The following is a 17,532-nucleotide window of genomic DNA, read 5'->3' on the forward strand; positions in this document are numbered from 1 at the left end:
AACCCGGACCGGGAATATGGTCGCGGCGGCTTGAGTAGAGGAACGAGGGGAAGGAGTTCGAGGCGCAAGATCGATCAAGCTCGCGGCGCTCGTATCCAATTTGGCGCAGCAAGCCTGGCCCAGTGAGCCGCAGGCAGACCCTCGCGACCGTCTCGGAGGGCTTTGCGTGCGCATATTCTATCTCTGATTGATAGAGCGATGAATTGAAACTATCGCGTTCCCCGCTGAAGGGCTTTGGGCGGGAACGTGGCACAAAAATAGACAAAGCCGGGGACGCTGGGAGTGCAGAAAATGTCACTTAGGTCTGTAAACACCGCGCGGGCGTGCGGCGTGGGGATGGCGTTGGCGTTGTTATCTCTGTTCAGCGGCGGCGGCGCGCATGCGGCCGATCTCATGTCGAAGGCTCCGCCGGTGCCTTACACCGAGACCGATGACTTCTGGACAAGACCATATCTGTTCGGCGATCTCGGCAGGACGCAACTAAAGGAGCGAGGGATCTCGCTGGCCCTGACACTGGGCGACGAAGCCGTCGGCAATTTGTCGGGCGGCAACAGGAACACCGCGACCCAAGCCGGACAGCTTTTCTTTCAGGCCAAGTTCGACATGGCAAAACTTGCCGGCATCCATGGCGGCACGGTTGGCCTCACGCTGGTCGACCGCTTCGGCCGCAACCTGAATGACGAGGCGGGAATTCCGGCGCTGCAGCTGACCAACGAAGTGTTCGGCCGCGGCAGCATTCTTCGCCTGACCGAACTCTACTACTCGCAGAAGCTGTTCGATGATCGCCTTGAGCTCAAGGGCGGCCGTCTTCCGGTCGGCTCCGACTTCTTCTTTGGTCTCTGCGAGTTCATCAACCTGACCTTCTGCGGCGGCCAGCCCGGCAACATCCAGGGTGGCTACATCTACAATTGGCCGGTGAGCCAATGGGCCGGTGTGGTGCACTACAACTTCGCCAAGGAATGGCAGCTCTCGGTCGGCGTCTACGACGCCAACCCGAACTACCTGACGACGTCGGACTCCGTGACTTACTTCCTGCCGGGTGTCCCCGGCTCTAGCCCCGCCTCGGGCGTTCTGGTGCCGGTCGAGGTGGTCTGGGCGCCGAGCGGTCCGTTGAACGGGACCTGGAGATTTGGCGGCTGGTATGACAGCGCATCGACAATTGATGGCGGCCTGCCGGGGATCATTGCGATCTCTCCGGGCACCGGCGGCGTCTCGGACCAGAATCTCGGAGATTCGCGCGGTCGTTATGGCGTCTATGAATCGATCCTGCAGCGGCTGACGGTTGAAGGTCCCAAGGCACAGGGCTGGTACACCTTCCTCAATACGACCGTCGCCGACCACCGCACGTCGTACCAGGATTACCAGATTGCATTCGGCTTCAGGCACACCGGAACGTTCGCCTCGCGCTCGGAGGACGAAGTCGGCTTTGCGGTCGGTACGACCCATGTGAATACCGCTGCGCTCACGCCCAACGCCGGAGGAAACGAAGTTCCGATCGAAGCCTGGTACGGGTGGCAGGCGACGGGCTGGATGAACCTGAAGTTCGACGCCCAGTATGTGATGCATCCTGGCGGGCGCGGGTACAATGCCGCCGGCGTGAAGACCGACAACGCCTGGATTCTCGGTCTGCGCACGCTGGTGCACTTCTGAGCGGAGGTGGCCAGCATGCTTGAGCAAAGCCAGCCATGGTAACCCCTCACGACGCCGGGCTAGCGGTCCTGGAGTTGAAGGGCATCGGCAAGGAGTTCGGCGCCATTCGCGCGTTGCATGGCGTCGACCTCCGCGTGTCGCCCGGCGAGGTGGTCGGCCTGATGGGCGACAACGGCGCCGGCAAGTCGACGCTCGTCAAGATCATTGCCGGCAACTTTCCGCCAAGTCACGGCGAGATCCGCTTTGACGGCAAGGCGGTTCATTTCGCCCGTCCGATCGATGCCCGTGCGGTCGGCATAGAAGTGGTCTACCAGGGCCTCGCACTCGCCGACAATCTCACTGCGGCGGCCAATGTCTTCCTCGGCCGCGAGCTCAAGCGCAAGCTTGGTCCCATTCGCCTTGCTCGACCACAAGACGATGGCAGCGCGCGCGCTGGAGCTGTTCGGCGAGCTGCGCTCGGAGACCCGCCCGCACGATCTCGTCAAGCAGATGTCCGGCGGCCAGCGCCAGGCGGTCGCGATCGCGCGGACGCGGCTCTCCAACGCCAGGCTGGTGATGATGGACGAGCCGACTGCCGCGATTTCGGTTCGCCAGGTCGAGCAGGTGCTCGGCCTGATCCATCGCCTGAAGGAACAGGGCGTCGCGGTCATGCTGATCTCGCACCGCATGCCCGATGTGTTCGCTGTCTGCGACCGCGTCGTCGTCATACGGCGCGGCGAGAAGCGCGCCGACAAGGCGATCGGCGACACCAGCCCCGAGGAAGTCACCTCCCTCATCACGGGAGCGAAAGAGGCTGCGTGATGGCCACGCCCCTGGAATCTCCCCTCACCTTCACCAATGTCGGCAAGGCCAGATGGTGGCGCAGCGGCCTGTTTGGCTCGCAGACCGGCAACGTCCTGCTGGCGCTGGCGGCGCTGTTCGTGCTGATGAACTTCGCCAGCCCCTATTTCCTGACCGCAGGCAACATACAGAATGTGGCGAAGAACTTTTCCTTCATCGCCATCGCCACGCTCGGCATGACCTTCGTCATCATCACGGGCGGCATCGATCTCTCGGTCGGCTCCGTGATGTGCTTTTCAGCGATGACCACCTCAATGGTGATGACGCACGTCTCGACACCGGGCATGCCCGGCGCGGAGTGGTTCGTGCATTTAGCCCCTGACGGCAAGACCGTGATTGCCAATATGCCCGGCTTGATTCTGCTCGTCTCGGTTCTGGCGGGGCTCGGCGTCGCGCTGATTGTCGGCCTCGTCAATGGCTTCTGCATCGCGGTGCTTGGACTGTCGCCGTTCGTCACGACGCTCGGCATGCTCTCGATCGTGCGCGGCCTCGGCTACGTCGTCTCCAACGGCCGCGGCAGTTTTCCCGGCGGCCCCGACGCCGAATATTTCTACACGCTGACATCCGGCGTTGTGTTCGGCATGCCGGCGCCGTTCATCTATCTTGTGGTTCTCGCGCTGGCGATGGCGGTCGTGCTGCATCACACTGGTTTCGGCCGCCACGTCTTTGCCGTCGGCGGCAACGAGAAGGCGGCCGCGCTGACCGGCATCTCGGTCGTCCGGGTGAAGATCGAGATCTACGTGATCTGTGCGCTCGCGGCGGGTCTGCAGGGCATCATCGTCTCGGGCTGGCTGGGATCGGCGCCGGCAAACATGGCCTGAAGAGTTCGTCCTGGAGGATCATGGATGTCCGCCTATCCGCCTCCCGGAGCCGCAGATTTGAACGGATAGGCACGATAAGAAATGTGGAAGGAAACAATGAGAAAGGCACTTCTTGCCGCTGCGGTCCTCGCCATGATGGCAACGTCTGGCCTGGCCCAGAGCTACAGATTCGTGATCGTGCCCAAGGCCATGAACAACCCGTTCTTCGATTTCGCGCGCGACGGCTGCCAGAAACGCGCCAAGGAGCTCGGCAACATCGAATGCATCTACAAGGGTCCTGTCGAGCACGAGCCGGCGACGCAAGCGCAGATCATCCAGGATTTCGTCACTCAAAAGGTGGATGGCCTGGCCATCTCGGTTGCCGACGTTGCCGCGATGACCAAGTCGATCGAGGCGGCAAGTGCAGCCGGCATTCCCGTCATCACCTTCGACTCGGACGCGCCGAGCTCGAAGCGGATTGCCTATATCGGCACCGACAACAAGGAGTTCGGCCTCGCGCTCGGCAAGCAATTGCTGAAGCTGCGGCCTGATGGCGGCAGATACGCGATGATCTCCGGCGGGCCGGGTGCGGAGAACCTGGCCGAGCGGGTCGACGGCGTGCGTGAGGCACTCAAGGGCTCGAAGTGGACCGAGGTCGGGGGCTCGCCGACCTTCTGCAACGACAATCCCGCGCTCAGCGTTCAGCAGATGACCGATCTGCGCACCGCTGTTCCCGACCTTGCAGCCATCATCCCGGTCGGTGGCTGGCCGATGTTCGCGCCCGAAGGCTTCAAGGCGTTCGCCAGCAAGAGCAAGAAGGACATGGACGCCGGCAAGTTCACGCTCGTCGTGGCCGACACCCTCAAGATGCAGCTTGAGCTTTTGAAAGAGGGTTACGCCAATGCGCTGATCGGCCAGCGCCCGTTCGAAATGGGCGAGAAAGCGATGGACACGCTGCTTGCCATCAAGAAGGGCCAGAAGGTGCCGCCGATCCACACCGGTCTCCACGTTGTGACGAAGGACAACGTCGCGGCGATGCTGAAATAGGCGCGCAGCAGCCCGAGCGGAGCGGCATAGATCCGGACCTGTGCTCGCGGCCGACCGACATCGCCGCCGGGCAGATCCCGGCGGCCATCATCAATGGCGCCGCCATCGCATCTGACGAGCGCTAGGGAACGATGTGGGTCCCGGTCTCGCCGGTCAGCGCGCCCATTGCGCAATTAAGATGGCTGATGATCGCGCGCTTTCCACCACCTTCGAGAAAGCGGATGGCGGCATCGACCTTGGGCCCCATGCTTCCCGGCGGAAAATGGCCCTCGCGATGATAGGCCTTGATCTGCGCCAGGCTGACCTGATCCAGCTCCCTCTTGTCGGGCTTGCCAAAATTGATCGCGACGCGGGGCACCGCGGTCAGGATCAGCAGTTCCTCGATGCCAAGCACGTTGGCGATATGGGCCGAGGTCAGATCCTTGTCGATCACTGCCGGCACGCCGGTGCGCACGCCCCGTTCGTCGCGGATCACGGGCATACCGCCGCCGCCGCCTGCGATGACGATCGTGCCGCGCTTGACCAGCGCGTCGACCAGCGAAATGTCGCAGACATGTTTGGGTTTCGGAGACGGCACGACATGGCGCCAGCCACGCCCGGAGTCCTCGCGCATTTTCCAGTTCAACTCGGCGCTGATGAGCTGGGCTTCCTGCTCGGTGAAAAACGGTCCGACGAACTTGGTCGGATTGGCGAAGGCGGGATCGTTGGCGTCGACCTCGACCTGGGTCAGCAGGCTGGCGACGTGCCGGCCGTTGCCATGCGCGCGCAAGACGTTCTCAATCGCCTGCATCAGAAGATAGCCGATGCCACCTTGGCTGTGCGCGACGCAGATGTCCATCGACATCGGCGGGATCCGGCTCATCGTCAGCATCTGGCGCATCATGATCTTGCCCACCACCGGCCCGTTGCCGTGGGTGATCACCAGTTCGTTGTCGAGTTCGGCGAGCGGCAGCAGCGCCTCGGCCGTATGCTGGGCGACCGCCTTCTGCTCGTCCGAGGTGCCGCTGATGTCTTCGGGGTGGACGGCATTGCCGCCGATCGCGATCACGAGACGGCGCGGGACCTCATTGAGTGTTCGCATAGCGCGGCATCCTGACGTCGTTGACGGAAAAAGCGAGAGCAAGGTCGCAGGCCTGGGCATTCGACGGCGCCACCACGATGCCGGCGTCCTCGAGCAGCCTGATCTGCGCCGAACGCACTTGGCGATCGAGCTCGGTCCCCGTCACTGACGCAACCAGGACCGGCGCGTCATCCGCGCGGCCCGCCGCGACAGCCGCAAGATGCGCTGCCGGATTGTCATGTGCGCCGTATCCGATCACGAGATCGAGCAGGATGACGGCGACCGCGGGATCGGCCAGCGCCGCCCGCAACGCATCGTCGCGCACCGAGGGATCGATCATCGGATGCGGCCGGCCCTGGGTATATTCGTCGGCCCCGAGGTCGACGATGCGGTCCCTCCCCTGCGCTTCCGGGTCGCTGAAATGCGGGACGCCGGGAATGGCGGCATTCGATGCCACCTTGCGACCGCCCGCGGCAAGGATCACCTGCGCCTCGGCGCAGAGCGTGCCGCCGGCGAACAGCCCTTCGATCCGCTGCGCCGCCTTGCGTCGCGGCGGCAAACGCGCAGCCACGGCGGCAGCGTCGAACTTGCCGCCAATGCTCCGGCCGTTGCCCAGGACTTTTTCGGCCGCTTCCGTCAATGTAGTCGCAAAGCGTGCATTTGGCGGCAGGTCCGCCGCGGCGGCGCCGATGAAGCACACTGTGTAGGGCTTCGAGCTCCGGCCGATCCGGCCAAGCACGGCCCTGGCGACGTCCGGATGGGGCGGCTTGGAGATGAGCACGACGCGATCGGTCTCGGGATCGGCATCGAGGGCGTCGATCGCCATCAATGTCGTGATGCCGCCAATCTCCTTCTTCAAATCCCGTCCGCCGACGCCGATAGCGTGGGAAATGCCTTCGCCCGCCTCGGACAGCAGGCACGACACCTCCTGCGTCCCGGTCCCGGATGCGCCGATGATCCCAATCCTGCCGCGCTTCAGTCGGTTGGCGAAGGCGAGCGGCGCGCCGCCGATGACCGCCGTGCCGCAGTCCGGCCCCATCATCAAGAGGCCCGCTTCGCGTGCCTGCTGTTTCAGCGACAATTCATCCGCAATCGAGACATTGTCGCTGAACATCAGGACATGAAGTCCGCGGTTCAGCGCCTTGCGCGCTTCCGCCGCGGCGAACTCGCCGGGAACGGAGATCAGGGCGAGGTTGGCGGCGGGTGCGGCCTTGACGGCCGCGGCAATGCTGCGCGGCCGCCACGCTGCTTCGCCGGTGCTGCTCGTCTTGGGACGGTCGAGCGCCTTTTGCGCTTCGGCAAGCGCGGCACGTGCCGCCGCTTCGCTTTCGGCTTTGATTGCTAGGATCAGATCATTGCCCTGCGCGATCACCTCGCCGTCGAGCAATCCGGCGTTGCGCAGGATCGCCTGGTTGGACGGCGTGCCCATCATCAGCGCGGCTTCGACGACGCCCGCCGCCGACGCGACCTCCCGCGACAACCGCATCAACGCCACCGAGTCGAGATAGAAGCCCTTGCGAATTTCGTTCAGGACAAACGCGCTCATGACACCCCCAGATCTTCCGCAATGGCGAGGACGGCCTGCCGGAAGCAGGCCATCGGCGCCCGCACCACGCCGGCGCCGACCTGGCCGATGCCGGGCTCGCGATGCGCGATGCCGGTGTTGATGACCGGTGCAAGGCCGGTATCCACCACCAGGCGAACGTCGATGCCGGTCGGCACGCCGGCAAAGTCGAGCGCGGGGATCGTCCATTCCGGATTCTGCCCGACGGTGATTTCACTCATTGCCCGCGTGAAATTGCCCGCCGACGACGGTGCGCCAGCGCCGATGAAGCCGGCAACTGCCGGAGCTGCTGCCATCGCGAAGCCACCAAGCCCGACCGTCTCGACGATCGCAGAGTCGCCCATGTCGGGATTGGCATCCTTGCGCGAATAGCCCGGGAAATAGAGCCCTTCCGGCATTTCCACCGGCGCCGTGAACCAGCGATCGCCCAATCCGCTGACGCGGACCCCGAAGTCGGTTCCGTTGCGGCACATCGCGGTCACCACCGTCGAACCGCGAATCCCGCTGGCGGGATCGGTCAGCGCCTTGCCCATCGCCATCGCGATGTTGAGAAAGAACTGATCGTTCTGCGCGATGAAGCCAATGCAGCTTGCGAGAACCTCGTTGTCGCTCGAAGTGCGCGCCAACGCCGACCCGATCTCGCGCAGGAACACGCTGGAGCAAGCCAGGTTGCGCTGGTGCATTTCGTCGCCCATCGAGAGCCCGCGCGCGATGATCGCCTTCAGGTCGATCCCGCCATGCGCGCGGATCGCCCTGGCCAGCACCGGGCCGAATACATCACGCAGCCAGCCGAGGCGGGCCAGCACGCTATCGTCATTGCCGCCGAAGCGCATGACCTTGCCAAGGCCCTCGTTGATGGCGCAGTAGGCGCGGTTGCCGTATTTGACGTTCTCGACGACGAACACCGGCATGGAGACCGTGGTCATGCCGGTCATCGGACCAACCGCGCCGAAATGATGATTGGGGTGGAAGGCGACGCCGCCGCCGGCCGCGAGTTCGAAGGCGGCTTCAAGATCCGGAGCCCAGCCTTCGAACACGATGGCGCCTGCCACCGCGCCACGCATCGGACCGCACATTCGGTCCCAGGTGATCGGCGGCCCGGCATGAAGGATCATGCGTTCCTTCAACCCTTCCAGCACGTCGCGTGCCGGAACGATATCGATCAGCCTGGGCTCACCCTCGAGGATGCGGGCCAGCGCCTGCTTGTTGGCGTCTTCGATCAGCTTCATGGCCGCGCTCTCACGTACCGAGCTTGGCGAGCAGTGCCGCCATTTTGGGATCGCCGTCGGCAGGAGGCGTCCAGTCGACCTGTACGACCTCGACATCGCAGTCCCGCAAGTCCTTCACAAAGCCTGCCAGCCCGACGTTCACCACGCTCGGCTTGCTCATCAACAAACGCCCGCTCGGCGTCCCTTCCTGCTTGGTCACCACTTGCGGCCTCCCGAGATCCGATCATCGATCTTAGTAAGAAGGTTTTTACTTTGTCAAACATGCAACCTGTCGTCCGAATTCCCGTTGTGTCGCATGATCGTTTAGGCCCGTGCGATTGATCGCGTCGGCGGGCCGTTGCCGGTGAGGCCGGCATGATGCAGCGCGCTGTCGTTGAGCAGCCGGCACTCGATCGCGCGCAACACCATCAGCGCACCTGCAAACGCATCCAGTCCAGAGCTTTGCCCGATCCGCGACAGCGCCGCGACCGCGGACTTGATACGATCGACCCGTCCGCCAATCGTCGCGTCGATGGCTTCATGGAGCGCCGCCGCCGCGAAGCCAAGCACGGCACTGTGCAGGTGGGCGGCACTGATCTGATTGGTCCGGCCGAGATGCGCGCGACAGGTCTTCCACAGCGCGTCGCGCGTCGCGAGACGGCCGAGGCTGGCGAGCGCGACCAGCGCGCCGCCGATCAAGTCGTCGCCGGATGGCGTGAGCCCGGGACCAAGTCCGATCAATTCGACGATCTCCGGGTAGTCACGCGGTACGCATCGCTCTCCGCGAAGCCCGGCCTCGATCAATTGCTTGAGCGCGGCGAGCGCCGGCGCCGCGGCAGCGAGCACCCGCGACGGCCTTGTGGGCGGCTCCGCGCCACCCGAGGCGGCCAGCCCCTGCTCGACCGGCAAGCGACGCCAGACCTGATCGACCATCGCAAGCCCTACCCGCAAACTGTCGAGCGTCCATTCCGGCGACGGCGGCGGCGCCCATACGGAGGCCGTCTCGAAACCGGCAAACCGCATACCGTCGACGAGCAGCATCGTGTCGACGATCGCAACCTCTTGTCCTGGAACGAGCAGCCGCGGCTCGATCCCGGTGCACCGAAGATGCAGCGGGCCGGAGCCGAGGTCTTTGACACCGATGCAGATCCAGCAATCGTCGAGCACCGCATAAAGGCTGCGCTCGAACACCGCCGCAATACGGCCGCGCCGTCCGCTGCGCAGCGCGCGGCGCGCAAGCACGCCGACCTCGATTACGGCACCGCCGTCGAATCGTTCAGACACGGGCGCGCCGGGCAGGTCGCGAAACGTATTGCCTAGCCGCATCACACCGATCTCCCGCTGCGCAACCATGGCGTCAGGACGTGAGCACGGCGGTTCGCGGCACGCTACTCCCGTGGGCCTCTCCGCCGAGATAGGCGGCTTCAAGCGAGGGATCCTCCGCGATGATTTCGGCCGCACCGCTCTTCAGGATGGTGCCGGTCTCAAGCAGATAGGCCCTGTCGGCAAGCGCAAGGGCTTGCCCGGCCATCTGGTCGACCACGATCAGGGTCATCCCCTCGACGCGAAGCTGCTCGAACGAGGCGAACAACTCGTCGACGACAAGCGGCGCCAGTCCAAGCGACGGCTCGTCAAGCATGAAGACCTTGGGCGCGGTCAGGAGCCCACGCGCGACTGCGAGCATCTGCTGCTCGCCGCCCGACAAAAGGCCCGCGCGATGGTTGATACGCTCCTTCAGGCGCGGAAAGCGGGCAAACATCGCGTCGATCTCCGCGTCGAGTTCGAGACCCTTGCGTGCGAAAGCGCCGAGCTGCAAGTTCTGCCGCACCGTCAGCTCGGGAAACACCTGCCGTCCTTCGGGTACCAGCACGATGCCGGCCCTGGCGCGGATATGCGCCGGCATCTTGTCGACGCGGGCGCCGGACAGCCGGATCTCGCCGACCGACCGCGGTGGTTCGAGACCGGCAATCGAGCGCATCAGGGTGGTTTTGCCCGCTCCATTGGCGCCGAGTACGGCGATGGCCTCGCCGGGCGCGACGGCAAGGTCGATCCCACCGAGCGCCCGCGACAGGCCATAGAAGGCATCGAGCGTGCGGACTTCGAGCGCCGTGCCTTGTTTTGCCGGGCGCGTCGCGCGGCGCCGCTCACCCGACGGCGCATCGCCGAGATAGGCCTTGCGGACCAGCGGATCGTTGCGGATCGCCGCCGCATCGCCGATCGCGATGCGCTTGCCGCCATCGAGAACGACGATGAGGTCGCTTAGCGACATGATCATCGGCATGTCGTGCTCGACGATGATGACCGCGATCCCGGTCTCCGCGATGCGACGGAGCAGAACCGTCAGCCGCTGCTTGTCGCCCTTCGAAAGACCCGCGGCCGGCTCGTCGAGCAACAGGACCTTCGGACGCAAGGCGAGCGCCCTCGCGATCTCGACCAGTCGCTTCTCACCATGGGGCAGCGCGTCCGCGCGTCTGCTCAAATCGCCGTCGACACCCGCAAAGCGCAACAGCGACCGTGCAAGGCGCTCCTGCGCGTCATTGTGCAGCGCCGACACGATGTTACCGAGCTTGCCGGCCGTCGCCGCCAGCAGGACATTCTCGATGATCGAGAGCGAGCCGAAGAGCTGCGTCGTCTGGAACGTTCGCGCCACTCCGACACGCGCAAGCTGGTGCGACGGCAAGCCGGTGACGTCGCGGTCGCCAAGCTTCACAGTGCCGGATTTCGGGCGGTAGAAGCCGCAAAGCAGATTCAGCGCGCTGGTTTTCCCCGCACCATTTGGGCCGATGACGCTGATTACCGTGCCGGGTTCGGCGGTAAACGAGACGTCCTGCACGGCGCGGACACCGCCGAACGAGATCGAGAGGTTTGCGACGTCAAGACGCGACGCGCTGCTGGTTCCGATGCTGAGGTCGGCGACCGGCTCGACGGCCCCCGCGCCCGTATCGGCCTTCGATCCCGCCGGCAGGAACCTTGCAGCGAATTGCTCGATCAGCCCCATGATGCCCGAGGGCACGACCCGCAGCACGGCGAAGAGCAACACGCCAAAGGCAAGCAGACGATACTCCGCGAGATCGGACAGCATTTCCGGCAGCAGCACGACGAGCGCCGCCCCGATCACCGGCCCCAGCGCCGAGCCGGCGCCGCCGACCATGACGCCGAACAGCAGCAGGATCGATTGCAGAAAGGGGAACGAACTTGGACTGATATAGCCCTGGAGGGGCGCAAATAGCGCCCCCGCCAACGCCATCGCTGCCGCCGAGATGATGAACGCCACGGTGCGGACCCGCACGAGATCAATGCCGATCGAGCGCGTCGCAACCTCGGTGTCGCGGGCGGCACGCATGGCGTAGCCCCAGCCGCTCCGCTTCAGGCGCTCGAACAGGATGAGGCCGGCGAACACCAGCACGACGCCCACGATCGCCAAATGCCGCTCCGACAGCGGAAAGCCGAACACCTCCGGCGGCGCGGTCAGGATCAGGCCGTTGCCGCCGCCCGTGAGGTCGCGCCACTCGATCGTGCCGTGCTCGACGATGAAGCCGAAGGCGATTGTCACCATCGCGAGATATGGACCTCGCACACGCAAGGCCGGCATCGCGAGCAGACCACCGACGACGCTGACAAGAGCAATCGCTGCAGCCGTCGCCGCAAGATAGGGCCACCCTGCCTTCTCCATCAGGAGCACGGTCGTATAGGCCCCGATCGCCATGAAGCCGATGTGGCCGAGCGAGATCTGCCCGGCGAGACCGAGCAGCACGTTGAGGCCGATACAAGCGATCGCCGTCAGCGCGATGGTCGCGACCAGGAATACGCCGTAGCTGTCGGCAACGGCGGCATAGAGGATGGCGGCCGCGAGTGCCGCGACGGCGGCGAGAACGGAGACGCGAGAGGTCATACCTTTTTCACTCCGGCTCGGCCGAGCAGCCCGTGGGGGAGGACGACAAGAATCGCGATCACCGAGGCGAATGTGATGATCTGGGTGTAGACCGACCCCAGATAGTTGGTCGCGAACACCTCGATCAGGCCGAGGCAGAGCCCGGCCAGCATCACGCCCCAGGCGCTGCCGAGACCGCCGATGATCGCCGCCGCGAAGGCCTTGATGCCGAACAGCGTGCCCATTTCCGAGGACACGTTGAACAGGGGCGCGATCAGCAGCGCCGCAACCCCGGCCAGCATCGCCGAGACCGCGTAGCTTGCCGCGATGGCGCCGCTGACGTTGATGCCCATCAGCCGCGCGGCGTTCGGGTTCTGGACCACCGCGAGCATGGCGACGCCGTGACGCGTCCTGCGACTGAGCAGATGAAGTGCCAGCGCCAGCAGCAATCCGACCACGGGAATCAGGAGTTGCAACGGATAGACCCCCGCGCCCTCGACGATCTGGATCGGCTTGGCCGCCAGGACGGACGGAAAGCTGCGCGGCTCCTTGCCGAAGACGAACATCATCACATTGTCGACGATGATGCCGACCGCAACAGTCGCCATCAGCCAGTTGTCGGAGCCGCGCTGCACGAATGGCCGAACCGCAAAGCGCTCAATCAGCAGGCCATAGACCGCGCAGACGAGCAGAACGGAGGGAATGCCGGCCGCCGCCGGCCAGCCCCACAGCACGAGGAAGAAGTAGCCGGCAACGGCTCCCAGGGTCATCGAGCTGCCCTGGGAGAAATTGACCGTGCCGGAGACGGCGTAGGTAACGTGGAAGCCAAGCGCAAGCAGCCCGTACATGCTCCCAAGCGCCAGTCCTGTTATCACCGCGGGAAGAAATGACATCGATGACCACCCTGCTTGTTTGTCGGACGATCTCGCGCGGTCAGTTCCGTGCGAACGGCATGATGTGGTTGTCCTCGAACCGCGCCCAGATGTAGTCGCCCGCCGTCAGCGCATCGTGCTTGTCCTGCGCGAACGGCTTCTCGTAGGTCTTGATCAAGCCATCCACGCGATCGATGGCGTAGAAGCCGTCACGGACGGCGGTCGGTTCGGTGCCACCGGCCTTTTCGATCGCTCGCGCAATGACCAGGATGGAGTCGTAGGCGTTGGCCACGCCAACCGCCGGCGTCACGTCCGCAGGCCCCTTGATGTCCGAATACTTCGCCTGAAGGGCCGACATCACCCGCTTGCCGACCGGCGACAAGTTCCCGAAGAAGCTGTAGGTCTGGACGAAGATCACGTTCTCCGCGCTCGGCCCGGCGAGCTCGGTGAAGCGGCCGCCGGCCGGCCCCCAATGCGAGACGATCGGCGGCGCCCAGCCCATACGGTCGAGCGATTTCACCACCTGGGAGGACGGTCCGACGTTGCCGACCAGGTAGAGCGTATCGGCGCCCGCCTGCTTCAGCCGCGACAGCTGGGAAACGACATCGACGTCGTTGCCTTCAAACTTCTCGACGCCGGCAGGCTCGATTCCTGCGGCCTTCAATGCCGCCTTCAGGCCATGCTCGTTCGACTCGCCCCAGGGATTGTTGACCAGGATGAGCCCGGGCTTCTTCGCATTGTACGTCTTGCGCGAGAACTGGACGATCGCCTTATCGACCTCATCGTCCATGGCCGAGACGCGGAACACGTAGTTGGACGGGGCGCCGTTCCGCGTGATGTTGGTCCCGGCGGCCCATGGCACCACGAACGGCACCTTGACGTTGTTGACGAACGGCACGATGGCGAGCTCGACCGGCGTGTCGAGGCCGCCGACCAGGACCGCGACCTTCTCGCGCTGAATCAACTCGCGCGCCGCGATCAGCCCTTTGGCCGGATTGCTCTCGTCGTCGCGGCGGACGAGCTCGAGCGGACGTCCGAGCACGCCGCCCTTCGCATTGATTTCCTCGATGGCGATCGTCGCTCCGCGGGTGAGCGCCTCGCCGGCGCGCGCCGACTGTCCCGACAGGGCGGTCACCAGGCCGATCTTGATCGGTTCGGCCGCGCGCGCGCCGAACGCGAACGGCAACGCGGCCAGCAGGATCGTCGCAGCGGCGTGCCAAGCCGGCCAACGACGCGCAGGTCCGGACGAAACTATGCTCCTGAAGTTCATGTTCGGTGTTCCTCCGCTGATGGCGGCCTCGGCATCGAAGCCGCCAGTTCCTCCGCTGCCGCTTATGCGCGGACTTGACGGAAGTAAAAACTTTCTTCAAAAATATTCCGATGTCAAGCGAGCGATCAACCGCGCGGGGAAAATTCCGATGGACCCAAGGAATGTCGAGGCCGGCGACGTGTTGATCTCGATCGCGGAAGATGGCGACCGCCTGTCGCGCAGGGAAGCCGTGCTGCGCTCGGATTCTGTCGGACCGGTCCTCGCCGCTCACGGACGCTATCGCTACAGCGCGATCGGGCAACGCCCGGATTTCAATTGGCCGCAAGGGCGGCGGCTTGCCGTCTACGTCGGTCTCAACCTCGAGCATTTCGCATTCGGCGACGGGCTCGGTGCCGAGCTCTGCCCCGGCGGTCCGCATCCGGACGTCCTCAACTATGCCTGGCGCGACTATGGCAACCGTGTCGGCGTGTGGCGCCTGATCGAGCTGTTCGACGAGCTGAAGCTGCCGCTGTCGGTGCTCGCAAACAGCAGCATCTATCACTACTGCCCTGAAGTCATGGAGGCATTTCGCGCCCGCGGCGACGAAATTGTCGGTCACGGCCGCACCAATTCCGAGCGCCAGGGTGTGCTTGCGCCCGACGAGGAGCGGCAATTGATCGCGGAAGCGACCGATGTCATCGCGCGAGCCGAAGGGCGGCCGCCGCGCGGCTGGCTGGGGCCCTGGATTTCGCAATCACAGGTCACGCCCGATCTGCTGGCCGAAGCAGGCTACGAGTACCTGCTCGACTGGTGCATGGACGATCAGCCGGTGTGGTTCTCGACGCGGAACGGCGGCCGCATCCTTTCAGTGCCTTATCCGCAGGAGTTGAACGATATCCCTTCGATCGTCGGTCGCAAGGACTCCGGCGAGCAGTTCGCCGCCATGATCACCGAGACGTTCGAGGAGATGCTGGCACAGTCGAAAAGGCAATCGCTCGTCATGGGAATTGCGTTGCACCCCTATCTGGTCGGCCAGCCGCACCGCCTACGTCCGCTGCGGCGCGCCCTGCAGACAATCCTGGCGCGGCGTGACGAGATCTGGATCACCACCGCCGGAGGTATAGCCGCATTCTCGCGCGCGCTGCCCGATGGCATCGTCCCAACATGATGAAAACGAATCGGGCCCCGATCGCCTCGCCATTGCGACGAACCGGAGACGACCAGTGAGCACTGCCGACACGCTGTTTCGAAACGCCCGATTGGTCGATGGGCGCACCGTCGATATCGCCGTGCGCGATGGCCGCATCACCTCGATCGCGTCGCAATCGCCGGTCGCGGCCGGCGAAACCCTTGATCTAGCCGGACGCCTGGTGTTGCCGGGGCTGGTCGATGGTCATATCCACCTCGACAAGGGCTTCGTCGGCGACGATTGGAAGTCCCACCGCCCCTGCACCGCCGGTTTCAGCGTGCGCGAGCGCGTCAAGTTCGAGAAGGAGGCGCTTGCCGGCGCGAGGCCGATTGCGGTGCGGGCGGCCGCGCTGATCGACCTCTGCGTCGCGCACGGCACGACCTGGATGCGCAGCCACGTCGATATCGACCTTCAGGTCGGGTTGCGCAATCTCGAGCAGGTCATGGCGGCGCGTGACGCGCACCGCGACAAGGTGTCGGTCCAGATCGTCGCCTTTCCGCAAAGCGGCATCGTGACGTCGCCGGGCGTGGCCGGATTGCTCGACGAGGCGGTTCGCGCCGGCGCGGACCTGGTCGGCGGCCTCGATCCGGCGGGTTACGATGGCGACATCGACGGGCATCTCGACGTCATCTTCGGCATTGCCGATCGGCGCGGGGTCGGCATCGACATTCACCTGCATGACGGCGGCTTGCTCGGTATTTTCGAGATCGAGAACATTGCACGTCGGACCAAGGCCCTCGGGCTCGGCGGCAAGGTCACGATCAGCCATGCCTATGCTCTCGGCGAGGTGCCGCGAGACGTGGTTCAGCGCACCGCGCAGCTGCTCGCCGAGGCCGGGGTCGCGATTTTGACCAACGCGCCCGGAGCGCATGCGTTTCCGCCGGTGTTGCTGCTGCGCGATGCCGGCGTCAATATATTCGCCGGCAATGACAACATCCGCGATTCCTGGTGGCCCTACGGCGACGGCGACCTCCTGGAGCGCGCCATGATCGTCGGCTACCGCTCCGGCTTCAGCACCGATGCCGACCTGGCGGCGGCCTTCGACATGGTGACCACCAACGCCGCGCAGGCACTCGGCCTCCCGGACTATGGGGTGGCCGAGGGCGCGGCGGCGGACTTCGTCGTGATCGACGCGCAGCACGTGCAAGAGGCCGTGGTGGCCCGGCCCAGGCCGCGCGACGTCTACAAGAATGGGCGCCTCGTCGCGCATGGCGGCACGGTCGTGACGTCGGCGCGTTGATGTGGATGTGGAGACCGGAACATCGGGAAGGTTACCCCTTGACGAGCCACCGCAATAGCGATCTCAATCCCGCGAGCCTGCACGGCAGGGCCCCGCATCCCGTTGAACATGATGGGCGGGGGCATATTGTCCGCGCTGGGCTCGTACAACCTGAGAAAAGCTTGTCCCGTGACTGAAACGACAGCATCGACCAGCCCGGCCCGCAGCGCCACACGCGGCAGACGGGCACGCGATTCCGCGTTGACCAAGGAAGCGATCCTGCACGCGGCGACGTTCGAATTCTGCCGCAACGGCATTGGCGGAGCTCGGGTTGAAGCCATCGCGAAACGCGCCAAAGCCAACATGCGGTTGCTGTACGCCTATTTCGGCGACAAGAACGGCCTTTATCTCGCCGTGCTCGAGCACGTCTACACCGAGATCCGCGCGGCCGAACAGCAACTCAAGCTCGACGACCTCGATCCGGTCGCGGCCATGCGCGAGCTGATCAACTTCACGTTCACCTTTTTCGGAGCGCACCAGAACTATATCGCCCTGATCAACAATGAGAACCTGCAGCGTGGGCGTAACCTGCGCAAATCGCGCAAGATCGCCGACCTCACGCTACCCTTGGTCGCGAGCATCGAAAATATCCTTCGCCGGGGCCTTGCGGTCGGGCCGTTCCGCAGCGACGTCGATCCGGTTCAGCTCTACGTCACGATCACGGCCATGAGCTATTTTCATGTCTCCAACCGCTACACGCTGTCGGCGATGTTCGACAAGGATCTGGGAGAGCCGGACTGGCTGGAGAAACGTCGCCACCACGCGCTGGACGTGATCATGACCTGGTTGACGGCGACGGCGGCCGCAAGCGAGGGAAAACGGAAACCGTCCGCAGCCAGAACACCGGCCGGCGCCGCACGCTAGCTCGCGCGCGGCAAATTCCGAACAGTCTGCGGGTGAGCG

At 64.8% G+C, this 17,532-nt stretch carries 13 protein-coding genes and 2 pseudogenes; 7 read left to right on the forward strand and 8 right to left on the reverse strand.

Annotation, left to right across the window (positions count from 1 at the left end):
- The first annotated feature begins 291 nt into the window (after window positions 1-291).
- From ACZBJS_RS13240 to ACZBJS_RS13255, 4 genes and pseudogenes are all read left to right on the forward strand, one after another.
- On the forward strand, window positions 292-1,650 hold the full coding sequence (locus ACZBJS_RS13240; RefSeq protein ID WP_316393938.1) for a carbohydrate porin: 1,359 nt from the start codon (window positions 292-294) through the stop codon (window positions 1,648-1,650).
- A 35-nt stretch (window positions 1,651-1,685) separates the two neighbouring features.
- Window positions 1,686-2,451: pseudogene (locus tag ACZBJS_RS13245) on the forward strand (ATP-binding cassette domain-containing protein).
- A pseudogene (locus ACZBJS_RS13250) lies at window positions 2,451-3,308 on the forward strand (ABC transporter permease); the annotation flags it as partial. The pseudogenes ACZBJS_RS13245 and ACZBJS_RS13250, both read left to right, overlap by 1 nt.
- A 99-nt stretch (window positions 3,309-3,407) precedes the next feature.
- Window positions 3,408-4,337: a sugar-binding protein gene (locus ACZBJS_RS13255; protein ID WP_316393936.1), complete on the forward strand. Its 930-nt coding sequence runs from the start codon at window positions 3,408-3,410 to the stop codon at window positions 4,335-4,337.
- 121 nt (window positions 4,338-4,458) lie between these two features.
- On the opposite strand, the gene ACZBJS_RS13260 is transcribed toward ACZBJS_RS13255, so the two are convergent.
- The 8 genes from ACZBJS_RS13260 to ACZBJS_RS13295 form a co-directional block, all read right to left on the reverse strand.
- Window positions 4,459-5,418 carry a carbamate kinase gene (locus ACZBJS_RS13260; RefSeq protein ID WP_316393935.1) on the reverse strand — a complete coding sequence of 320 codons (960 nt, stop codon included), beginning with the start codon at window positions 5,416-5,418 and terminating at the stop codon, window positions 4,459-4,461.
- On the reverse strand, window positions 5,402-6,943 hold the full coding sequence (gene fdrA / locus ACZBJS_RS13265; RefSeq protein WP_316393933.1) for an acyl-CoA synthetase FdrA: 1,542 nt from the start codon (window positions 6,941-6,943) through the stop codon (window positions 5,402-5,404). The genes ACZBJS_RS13260 and fdrA overlap by 17 nt, the downstream gene beginning before the upstream one ends.
- Complete coding sequence (locus ACZBJS_RS13270; protein ID WP_316393931.1) at window positions 6,940-8,190, reverse strand: YlbE family protein; 1,251 nt, start codon at window positions 8,188-8,190, stop codon at window positions 6,940-6,942. Before ACZBJS_RS13270 ends, fdrA begins: the two co-directional genes overlap by 4 nt.
- Before the next feature lie 10 nt (window positions 8,191-8,200).
- Window positions 8,201-8,392, reverse strand: coding sequence for a hypothetical protein (locus tag ACZBJS_RS13275; protein WP_168855260.1), 192 nt, complete (start codon window positions 8,390-8,392; stop codon window positions 8,201-8,203).
- Between the two features lie 101 nt (window positions 8,393-8,493).
- Window positions 8,494-9,495 (reverse strand): oxamate carbamoyltransferase subunit AllH family protein, encoded by a 1,002-nt coding sequence (locus ACZBJS_RS13280; protein WP_168855337.1) that lies wholly within the window; start codon window positions 9,493-9,495, stop codon window positions 8,494-8,496.
- Window positions 9,496-9,526: 31 nt separating this feature from the next.
- A complete protein-coding gene (locus ACZBJS_RS13285) occupies window positions 9,527-12,061 on the reverse strand; it encodes a branched-chain amino acid ABC transporter ATP-binding protein/permease (RefSeq protein WP_316393928.1) in 2,535 nt (844 codons plus the stop codon).
- Window positions 12,058-12,933, reverse strand: coding sequence for a branched-chain amino acid ABC transporter permease (locus ACZBJS_RS13290; RefSeq protein WP_168855335.1), 876 nt, complete (start codon window positions 12,931-12,933; stop codon window positions 12,058-12,060). The genes ACZBJS_RS13285 and ACZBJS_RS13290 overlap by 4 nt, the downstream gene beginning before the upstream one ends.
- 40 nt (window positions 12,934-12,973) lie before the next feature.
- Window positions 12,974-14,182, reverse strand: coding sequence for an ABC transporter substrate-binding protein (locus ACZBJS_RS13295; RefSeq protein ID WP_371852122.1), 1,209 nt, complete (start codon window positions 14,180-14,182; stop codon window positions 12,974-12,976).
- Between the two features lie 19 nt (window positions 14,183-14,201).
- On the opposite strand from ACZBJS_RS13295, the gene ACZBJS_RS13300 reads away from it, so the two are divergent.
- The 3 genes from ACZBJS_RS13300 to ACZBJS_RS13310 all read left to right on the forward strand — a co-directional run bounded on the left by ACZBJS_RS13300 (window position 14,202) and on the right by ACZBJS_RS13310 (window position 17,493).
- Complete coding sequence (locus tag ACZBJS_RS13300; RefSeq protein WP_168855413.1) at window positions 14,202-15,329, forward strand: polysaccharide deacetylase family protein; 1,128 nt, start codon at window positions 14,202-14,204, stop codon at window positions 15,327-15,329.
- Between the two features lie 55 nt (window positions 15,330-15,384).
- On the forward strand, window positions 15,385-16,590 hold the full coding sequence (locus tag ACZBJS_RS13305) for an amidohydrolase family protein (RefSeq protein ID WP_168855334.1): 1,206 nt from the start codon (window positions 15,385-15,387) through the stop codon (window positions 16,588-16,590).
- A 126-nt stretch (window positions 16,591-16,716) separates the two neighbouring features.
- Window positions 16,717-17,493, forward strand: a complete 777-nt coding sequence (locus ACZBJS_RS13310) for a TetR/AcrR family transcriptional regulator (protein WP_233475250.1) — start codon at window positions 16,717-16,719, stop codon at window positions 17,491-17,493.
- Window positions 17,494-17,532 lie beyond the last annotated feature (39 nt).

Source organism: Bradyrhizobium sp. KZN70725 (assembly GCF_055264925.1).